Origin of the sequence: Actinosynnema sp. NPDC023658 (assembly GCF_040639995.1) — a bacterium.
Taxonomy (GTDB): domain Bacteria; phylum Actinomycetota; class Actinomycetes; order Mycobacteriales; family Pseudonocardiaceae; genus Actinosynnema.
Window position 1 is genome coordinate 1 of record NZ_JBFAAX010000750.1, and the last position, 2,798, is coordinate 2,798.

At 71.0% G+C, this 2,798-nt stretch carries 4 protein-coding genes; all 4 read left to right on the forward strand.

Annotation, left to right across the window (positions count from 1 at the left end; genetic code table 11):
• Nucleotides 1-545, forward strand: a 545-nt coding sequence (locus AB0G02_RS34185) for a WD40 repeat domain-containing protein (RefSeq protein ID WP_360802716.1), incomplete at its 5' end; no start/stop codon positions are given.
• Between the two features lie 160 nt (nt 546-705).
• Nucleotides 706-1,473 (forward strand): ABC transporter permease, encoded by a 768-nt coding sequence (locus tag AB0G02_RS34190; protein ID WP_360802725.1) that lies wholly within the window; start codon nt 706-708, stop codon nt 1,471-1,473.
• The gene (locus tag AB0G02_RS34195; protein ID WP_360802719.1) at nt 1,470-2,273 is read left to right on the forward strand and encodes an ABC transporter permease; all 804 of its coding nucleotides are present in this window, start codon (nt 1,470-1,472) and stop codon (nt 2,271-2,273) included. The genes AB0G02_RS34190 and AB0G02_RS34195 overlap by 4 nt, the downstream gene beginning before the upstream one ends.
• Nucleotides 2,270-2,798 (forward strand): ATP-binding cassette domain-containing protein (locus tag AB0G02_RS34200; RefSeq protein WP_360802722.1); only part of this gene is annotated, 529 nt, incomplete at its 3' end. The genes AB0G02_RS34195 and AB0G02_RS34200, both read left to right, overlap by 4 nt.

Below are 2,798 nucleotides of genomic sequence, written 5' to 3' on the forward strand. Positions count from 1 at the left end.
CCGTCGCGGAGTGGGACACGGCCGTGCCCGCGCGGCCCGAGCGCCGCCCGCTCGACCTCGACGTCGAGCACGCCGTCCTGGTGGCGCTGGCGCCCGCGGGCGGTGTGGTGACCGTCGAGTCGGACGGCGACGCCGTGCTGTGGCGGGAGCCCGAGCCGCCGTGGAGCCCCGGTGGCGACGCGCCGGCGCGGTTCACCTCCTCCGAGCCGCTGGGGCCGGGGGTGCGCGCGGTCGCGGTGCGCGGGGAGCTGGCCGCGGTGGCGGGCGCCGACGGGAACCTGCGCCTGCACGACGTGTCGCGCGGGGGACCGCCGGTGCGGTCCGGCGTGTTCGTCGCGCACTCGTCGGGCGTCAACGCGGTGGCGTTCGGGCCCGACGGGCACACGCTGCTCAGCGCGGGCGACTCGGAGCTGCGGTTCTGGGAGACGCGGCTGGACCTGGTGATCGATCGCGTCTGCGCCACCGCGCACCCCGGCATCACCGACCGGCAGTGGGCGGTCTACTTCCCCGACCTGCCCTACGACCCGCCGTGCGCCAACCCCTGATCCCACTGGGTGGAAGTGATCTCGTGCGTTCCGACGCGGCGGTCCGCCGATTGCAAGATCACATCATGAAGTTTTCCCGCCACTCATTGTGGCGACGCACTTCACTCTCTAGATTGAGCCGGGTTAGTTGGGGTTGATCAACTGGGAAGAGGCGTTGCGCGTGCGTGCGCTCACCCGAGGACTGCTCGGTGTGGCCGGGTTCCTCGTCATCTGGGAGCTGTTCGGCTGGTCCCGGCTGGTTCCCACGGAGTACCTGCCGCCGCCGTCCGTGGTAGCGGTGCAGTTGGTGGACTTGTTGGGGGACGAGGCTTTCCTCCGGGACGTCGTCGCGACCGTCCTCGCCGTCCTCATCTCGGTGGCGCTGTCGGCCGGGATCGCCGTCCCGCTCGGCCTCGTCCTGGGCAGCGTGGCGTCCGTTCGGCACGCCACCCGCGCCGTCGTCGAGTTCCTGCGCCCCATCCCGTCGGTGGCGCTGATCCCGCTCGCGGTGCTGCTGCTCGGCATCGGGCCGGAGACGAAGATCTCCCTCGCGGTGTACGCGTCGATCTGGCCCATCCTGTTCAACACGATCTACGCGTTGGACGAGCTCGACCCCCTGCTGGTCGAGACGGCCCGCGCGTTCGGCACGGGCCGGGTGCGCGTGCTGGCGTCCGTGGCCCTGCCGAGCGCGGCGCCGTTCGTGCTGACCGGCATCCGGCTCGCCGCCACGACGAGCCTCGTCGTGGTCGTCAGCGTGGAGCTGCTGGAAGGCGGTTCCGGTGGCATCGGGCAGTTCATCGCCCTCGCCCGCAGCGGCGGTGGGCGGATGGACGTCGTCCTCGCCGGGACGGTGGTCGCGGGCGTGATCGGCTACCTGCTCAACGAGGGGCTCGAACGCGCGCAGCGGCGCTGGGTCGGCTGGAACTCGGTCGCGGGAGGTCGGTCGTGAACCGCTTCCTCCAGCGGTGGGCGGTGTTCGCGGGCCTCGTCGTGGTCTGGGAACTGCTCACCTGGTACGCCGACGACACGTTCTTCCCGCGTCCCTCCGAGATCGTGGAGGCGGCGCAGGAGTTGTGGTTCTCCGGCCCGGCCGGGGACCTGTTCCTCACCGACACGGTGTTCGAGCACGTGCTGCCGAGCATCGGTCGGTTGCTCGCCGGGTGGGGCATCGCCGCCGTGCTCGGCATCGCGCTCGGGTTGGCGCTCGGCCGTTCCGCGACCGCCACCGAGTACGCCGGGCCCCTGCTGACGTTCATGCGCTCGATCCCGCCACCGCTGCTGGTGCCGGTGTTCCTGCTCGTGTTCAGCGTCGGCACCCGCATGCAGCTCGCCACGATCGTCTTCGGCGTGCTGTGGCCCATCCTGCTCAACAGCATCGACGGCGCCCGCTCCGTCGATGCCACGAAGTTCGAAACCTCGGCGGTGTTCCGCATCCCCAAACCACTGTGGGTCCTCGGTGTCGTCCTGCCCTCCGCGGCACCGAAGATCTTCGCCGGGCTGCGGGTCTCCCTGTCGCTGTCGTTGGTGCTCATGGTCGTCTCCGAACTGGTCGGAACCGACAACGGGATCGGGTCGCAACTGCTCGTCGCACAGCGCGAGTTCGACTTCCCCGACATGTGGGCCGGGATCCTCCTCCTGGGAGTCCTCGGCTACGCCCTCAACACCGTGCTCCTCGCTTTCGAGCGCAAAGCCCTTGCGTGGCAACCGAAGCAGGAGCGCACCCCCGCGACGGTGGAGGAAAAACCATGACCGCGATGCTCGAAGTGGCCGACCTCGGCCACACCTACCAGGCGAAGGACGGCGCGCACACCGCGATCGCCGACCTGTCGTTCACCGTCGGCACCGGCGAGTTGGTCTGCGTGGTCGGTCCGTCCGGCTGCGGCAAGTCCACGCTGCTGCGCACCATCTCCGGCCTGATCCGCCCGAGCCGCGGCGAGATCAGCCTCCACGGCAACGAGGTCCGCGGCGTGCCCGACGACCTCGCCGTGGTGTTCCAGGACTACAGCCGCTCGCTGTTCCCCTGGCTGACGGTGCAGAAGAACGTCGAGTTCCCGCTGCGCCGCACCCTGGGCCGCGCCGAACGCCGTGCCCGCGCGGCCGAGGCGCTGGAGTGGGTGGGCCTGTCCGGGGCCGGCCGCAAGTACCCGTGGCAGCTCTCCGGCGGCATGCAGCAGCGCGTCGCCATCGCCAGGGCGCTGGCCTACCGGCCCGCGCTGCTGCTGATGGACGAGCCGTTCGCGTCGGTGGACGCGCAGACCCGGTTCGAGCTGGAGG